Source organism: Protofrankia sp. Cj3, assembly GCF_917627355.1.
Classification (GTDB): Bacteria; Actinomycetota; Actinomycetes; order Frankiales; family Frankiaceae; genus Protofrankia.
The window spans coordinates 2,783-9,058 of record NZ_CAKJTR010000198.1; the positions used below are offsets into that span (position 1 = coordinate 2,783).

The window sequence follows — 6,276 nt, forward strand, 5'->3', positions numbered from 1 at the left end:
GGCGGCTGCGGACAGCGGCGACAGGCCGGCGCCCCGGCAGCAGCTCGGCTGACGGCACCCGGCAGGTCAGTGGGCGGCGTCGTCCCAGGTCAGGCCGCAACCGACACTGACATCAAGAGGTACCGACAGCTGGTAGGCCGTCCCCATCTCGGCCCGCACCAGTGCCTCGACCTCGGCCCGCTCGCCCGGAGCGATCTCCAGGACAAGCTCGTCATGGACCTGGAGCAACAGCCGCGACCGTAGCCGGCGGTCCCGCAGCGCCCGGTCGACGCCCAACATAGCGATCTTTATGATGTCCGCCGCGGACCCCTGGATGGGAGCGTTGAGCGCCATCCGTTCGGCCATCTGCCGACGCTGCGCGTTGTCACTGGTGAGGTCCGGAAGGTAACGGCGACGTCCCATGATCGTCTGTGTGTAGCCGTCCGCGCGGGCCTGCTCGACCACCCCACGGAGGAAGTCCCGTACCCCGCCGAATCTGGCGAAGTACGTCTCCATCTGTGCGCGGGCCTCTTCCGGATGGATGCCGAGCTGGCTGGCAAGCCCGTACGCCGACAGGCCGTAGGCCAGCCCGTAGGACATGGCCTTGATCCGGCGGCGCAGCTCCGGGTCGACCGCGTCCACGGGCAGGCCGAACGCCTGGGCCGCCACATAGGTGTGCAGGTCCTCGCCGGAGGCGAACGCCTCGATCAGTCCCGCGTCGCCGGACAGGTGCGCCATGATGCGCATCTCGATCTGGGAGTAGTCGGCCGTCAACAGGGACTCATAACCCGCGCCGACGATGAACGCCCGGCGGATCTGACGGCCCTCGGCCGTGCGGATCGGGATGTTCTGCAGGTTCGGGTCGGTCGAGGACAACCGGCCGGTCGCCGCAATCATCTGGTTGAAGGTCGTGTGGACACGACCGGCATCGTCGATCATCGGGATGAGCGAGTCCACCACGGTACGCATCCGAGCGACGTCACGGTGGCGCAGAAGTACCGCCAGTAGCGGATGGTCGGCCTGGGTGGCAAGCCAGACCAGCGCGTCCGCGTCGGTGGTGTAGCCAGTTTTGATCTTCTTGGTCTTCGGCAGGCCCAGCTCGTCGAACAGAATCACCTGTAGTTGCTTGGGTGAGCTGAGGTTGAATGGGCGCCCGACAATCTCATGAGCCTGCCCGGACACCGCGGCGACCTCAGCGGCGTAGTGCTTCTGGAGTTCCATCAGATGATCGGTGTCAGCGGCGATACCGGCCCGCTCCATCCCGGCCAGCACGCCGACGAGCGGCAGCTCCACGTCGTGCAGGAGCGCGGTGGCACCGCGCCGGACCAGCTCCGCGTCGAGCACGTTGGCGAGCTCAAGGCAGGCACGGGCCCGCACGACGTCCGCGGCGGCCGCGTCCGCCTCGTCTGATCCGTCGATGGTCAGCTGCCCGGTGTCAGACCCCTGCGCGCGCAGGTCACGCCGGAGATAGCGCAGCACGAGATCGGCCAGGTCGAAGCCGCGCTGGCCGGGCAGCGCGAGGTAGGCCGCGAGCGCGGTGTCGCTGGTGACACCCGCGAGAGACAGGCCACGGGCGGCAAGCGCCGACATCGGGCCTTTGACGTCATGCGCGGCCTTGGGCTGGTCAGCGTCGGCGGCCCACCGCGCCAGCGCGTTCTCATCGGCCACGGTGAGCTCGGCTGGGTCGATCCAGGCACCGGCGCCGTCGATGGTGGCCAGCGCGAGCGCGGTGACGACGCCGGTGCCCCGCCCCCAGCTCCCCCGGATGTACAGGCCGACGCGCCCGCCGCCATGGGCATGTTCGGCCAGCCATGCGGGCACCTCGCCGGGCCCCAGGACCCGCGTGGCCACCTCGAAACCCTCCTCAGCCGCGGGTTCGACCGTGGCCAGCGCCGTGTACAGCCGTTCCCGCAGCGTCCGGAACTGGAGGGTGTCGAAGAGCTGGTGGACGGCTTCACGGTCCCACGGGCGCAGCCGCAGGTCGGCGGGGGAGAGCTCCAGCGGCACGTCACGGGCGAGCTCGGTCAGGGTCCGGTTGCGGATCACGCTGGCAAGGTGCGCGCGCAGCGATCCGCCCACCTTGCCGCCGACTTCGTCCGCCCGGTCGACGAGTTCGGCCAGCGAGCCGAACTGCTGAATCCACTTGGTGGCGGTCTTCTCCCCTACGCCGGGTACCGACGGCAGGTTGTCCGACGGGTCGCCGCGCAACGCGGCGAAGTCCGGGTACTGCACCGGGGTGAGCCCGTACTTGGCCTCGACCTCCGCCGGGGTGAACCGGGTCATGTCGCTGATTCCGCGCCGGGTCATCAGTACCGTCACCTGGTCGGTGACAAGCTGCAGCGCGTCACGGTCACCGGTGACAACCAACACCCGCATGCCCACGGCCGCGCCCTCAGCCGCGAGTGTCGCGATGACGTCGTCGGCCTCGTAGCCAGCGGCGCTGACCCCGGTCACGGCAAGTGCGTCGCACACCTGCTGGATCAGGCTCACCTGCCCGACGAAGTCCTCGGGGGCCTCGGCACGCCCGGCCTTGTACTCCTCGTACTGCAGGTGCCGGAACGTGGGCGTCGGCAGGTCCCAGGCCACCGCCACATGGGTGGGGCGCTCGTCGCGCAGCACATTGATCAACATTGACGTGAACCCGTAGACCGCGTTGGTCGGCTGCCCCGTCGTGGTGGCGAAATTCTCGACCGGGAGCGCGAAGAACGCCCGGTAGGCCAGGGAGTGGCCGTCGAGCAGGAGCAGCCGCGGCTCACCGTCGTCGAGCACGGGCCGGGCTGCGGCCGGCGCCGGCCGAGCAGCCGAACGCGCGGAGCCGCGGGTTGTCGGGTTGTCGGGGCTCGCGGTTGTGGCGGACACGACACGAGTCTATGGACAGCCTCCGACAGGGGAGCCATGGCGCGAGGCGCCGCCCGGTCGGCGCGAGCCGGACAGACGGCTGCGGCACCGGAGCGGGATCTCGTATCCGGTGCCACCGGGTATCGGTGTGTCCCGGCCGGGACGGTAACGGGTGTCCCCACGCGGATTCGCGGCAGCCGGGTACCTGCCACCGCCGATATCCGGCTGATGCTGTCCGGATGACCACTATTCAGCTGACCGCACGGCCACCGGCCGGCTTCCGAGTACGCGATCACAGTACTTCCCGCGCGTCCGGATGCCACGGTGGTCAGTACGCCCGCGGGCCGTATTCGATCACAAAGACGGATGTGTGAACGTGTCACCGGTCACGTCGCGAAGAAGGGCGGGAACACTGGGGGAAGGCCACGGGGAAGACAGTGAGCGAGAACTGGCCAAGCCGTCCGCCCGGTGCATTGACGTGGCCATCGGTTACGCCTTAGCGTCTTGCCGGTGGGGCCCGGGGCGGACGAGTAGATAACGTCCATGCACGGGGAAGGTGTGGACGGCACCAAAGACCGTTCCGGGTTTCACTTATTCATCTACAGCTTTATGTGCCGCTGGGTACACGGTTCGATCCCGCGTCCCCCGGCCGCGCGCGATACCGGCCACTCAGACAACGTCTTCGCCCAGATAAGCCCGCCGAACGCGGTCGTCCGCGCGCAGCAGGCCCGCCGGACCGTCCAACACCATCCGGCCTGTCTCCAGCACATAGCCGCGATCCGCGACCGTCAGGGCCTGATGGACGTTCTGCTCCACCAGGAGCATGGACACGCCGGTACTGTTGATCTCACTGATGACCGCGAAGATCGTGGCGACGACCAACGGCGCGAGCCCCATGGACGGCTCGTCCAACAGCAGCACGCGAGGCCGCGCCATGAGCGCCCGGCCGATGGCCAGCATCTGCTGCTCGCCGCCGGAAAGGCTTCCCGCGGCCTGCCCGCGGCGCTCGGCCAGCCGCGGAAACATCGTGAACACCCGGTCGATGTCCCCACGCACCCAGCGGCGATCCCGGTAGGCGCCCATCAACAGGTTCTCCTGGACGGACATGACCGGGAACACCCCGCGGCCTTCCGGCACATGACTGACGCCACGCGCGACGATCTCGTGCGCCGGCAGGCCCGAAAGCCGCTCACCGTCCAGCGACACCTCCCCCGACGCCGGGCGCAACAGCCCCGACACCGTTCGCAGCGTCGTGGTCTTACCCGCGCCGTTCGCCCCCAGCAGGGCCACCACCTCGCCGGTCTCGACCCGCAGGCTCACCCCACGCAGCGCGGTCACCGAGCCGTAGCGGACCTCCACGCCGGTGAGCTCGAGCGCCATCAGCAGCCGCCGCGCGCATCAGCAATACCGTCCGGGATGCCGTCGATGCCGTCCGGGATGCCGCTCGTGTCGCTGCCGCTGTCGGCGGGGGCAGCCGCGGCCGTGCCCAGGTACGCCTCACGCACCGCCGGGGCCCGCTGGACCCGGGCCGGCGGGCCGCTGGCGATGACCCGGCCGAAATTGAGCACGACCACGTCCGCGGCCACGCTCATCACCAGGCCCATGTCATGTTCGATCAGCATCACGGAGATCCCGTCCGCGGCGATCCGCCGCAGCAGCCCGGCCAGTTCGTTCTTCTCGGCCGTGTTCGCGCCGGCCGCCGGTTCGTCCACCAGCAGCAGGCACGGGCCGCTGCCCAGCGCCCGCGCGATCTCGAGGCGACGCTGCTCCCCGTAGGCGAGCGTGGCGGCCGGGACGTGCGCGCGGTGGGCCAGACCGACGAAGGCGAGCAGTTCCATGGCCCGCCGCACGCCGCGAGCCTCGGCGTGCCGGACGCCAGAGGTGGCGAGCATCACCCGCAGTGCCGCCGGGCGCTCCCGTCCCTCCACTCCGATCTGGACGTTGGCGAGCGCGCTCAGCCCGCCGAACAGCCGGGTGTGCTGGAACGTCCGGGCCAGCCCGAGCCTGTTGATCATATGGGGCCGGCGGCCGAGCAGGTTGGTGGGAGATCCGTCACGCCCCCACAGCGTGACACCGCCGCTCTGCGGACGGTAGACGCCCGTCAGGCAGTTGAACAGCGATGTCTTGCCCGCGCCGTTCGGACCGATCACCGCGAGGATCTGGCCGCGTTCATGGCGTAGCGACACCCCATCCAGGCTGGTGACTCCCCCGAAGCGGAGCACGAGTTCGCGCACGTCGAGCACCAGACCAGCGCTGCCGCCATCGGCGCTGGGAGCCCCGATCGGCATGTCGTTCATCCGGCCTGCCCACCGACCGGGAGCGCTCCCCCGACGCCCGGGACACCCGCGTCGTCGGAGTCGGGGAGCGCCACGCCGACCCGCTCACGTCGCCGTGGCGGGAGCAGGCCCTGCGGCCGGAAGATCATCATAATGACCACGATCATCCCGAAATAGATGTACCGATCGGTCGGGGGCACCACATCGCGCAGGAAGAACGCCAGCCCCTGGAGGACCACAGCACCGAGCACCACGCCAAACCGGGAGCCCATCCCGCCGAAAATCACGATGGTGAGGACCAGGATCGACGCCTGCAAGCTGAAGGTCTGCGGGTTGAAGAACTGCTTGGTCGCGAAGAGCACACCCGCGAAACCCGAAACAGACGCGCCGATCGAGAACGCGAGCAGCTTCATCCGTACCGTCGCGACGCCCGAGATCTCGGCCGCGAACTCGTCCTCCCGGATTGCCGCCCAGGCCCGGCCGACGCGCGACCGTTCCAGCCGGCCGAACACCACGATCACCGCAGTGATGATGGCGAGCAGGAGGTAGTAGTACGGCAGTGGCGCCAGGCCCCAGGCATAGTGGAACTTCCCGACGTCCAAGGATAGCGGTGGCACGCCGAACACTCCGCGCGAGCCGCCCGTGACACCGTCGAGGTTGTTCGCGAGCAGCTGGATGATCTCGCCGAACCCCAACGTCACGATGGCCAGATAATCCCCGCGCAGCCGCAGCGTGGGCCCGCCGAGAGCCACCCCGGCGACCATCGCCGCGACCACCGCGATCGGGACCACGACGAACGGGTTGAGAATGACCGGCGAGTGCCAGGGCATGGCTGTCCGGGACGTGCAGTAGGCGGTCGTGTAGGCCCCGATCGCAAAGAACGCGATATAGCCGAGGTCGAGCAGGCCGGCGTAGCCGACCACCACGTTCAGGCCCAGCGCGAGCAGGGCGTAGATCCCGACGTCGGTGACGAGGGACTGAGCGGCCGCTGTGGACAGGCCCAGCGGCACGATGAGGGCTATACCGAGCATGCCCGCGCTTACCGCTGCCCTCCCTCGGGCGGATGCCGCGAAGCCGCCGAAACCGCCGAAGCCGCCGAGGGTGCCGGCCCATGCGGTCAGCCGCTGCGGCACGCCCAGGCCGGCTGGGCGCCCGCGGCCGCCCGCGCGCCGGCGCCCAGCCC

At 69.7% G+C, this 6,276-nt stretch carries 4 protein-coding genes; all 4 read right to left on the bottom strand.

What is annotated here, in order from left to right; all coding sequences use genetic code 11:
- Nucleotides 1-66 precede the first annotated feature (66 nt).
- On the bottom strand, nt 67-2,838 hold the full coding sequence (gene polA / locus MJ783_RS19830; protein ID WP_239312524.1) for a DNA polymerase I: 2,772 nt from the start codon (nt 2,836-2,838) through the stop codon (nt 67-69).
- A 648-nt stretch (nt 2,839-3,486) separates the two neighbouring features.
- Nucleotides 3,487-4,197 carry an ABC transporter ATP-binding protein gene (locus MJ783_RS19835; protein ID WP_239312526.1) on the bottom strand — a complete coding sequence of 237 codons (711 nt, stop codon included), beginning with the start codon at nt 4,195-4,197 and terminating at the stop codon, nt 3,487-3,489.
- Nucleotides 4,197-5,114, bottom strand: coding sequence for an ABC transporter ATP-binding protein (locus tag MJ783_RS19840; protein ID WP_370651726.1), 918 nt, complete (start codon nt 5,112-5,114; stop codon nt 4,197-4,199). Before MJ783_RS19840 ends, MJ783_RS19835 begins: the two co-directional genes overlap by 1 nt.
- Nucleotides 5,111-6,276 (bottom strand): branched-chain amino acid ABC transporter permease (locus tag MJ783_RS19845; RefSeq protein ID WP_239312527.1); only part of this gene is annotated, 1,166 nt, incomplete at its 5' end. The genes MJ783_RS19845 and MJ783_RS19840, both read right to left, overlap by 4 nt.

Coding starts and splice junctions, on each gene's coding strand:
- MJ783_RS19835 (WP_239312526.1), bottom strand. CDS start 4,197: ATGGCGCTCGAGCTCACCGGCGTGGAGGTCCGCTACGGCTCGGTGACC.
- MJ783_RS19840 (WP_370651726.1), bottom strand. CDS start 5,114: ATGAACGACATGCCGATCGGGGCTCCCAGCGCCGATGGCGGCAGCGCT.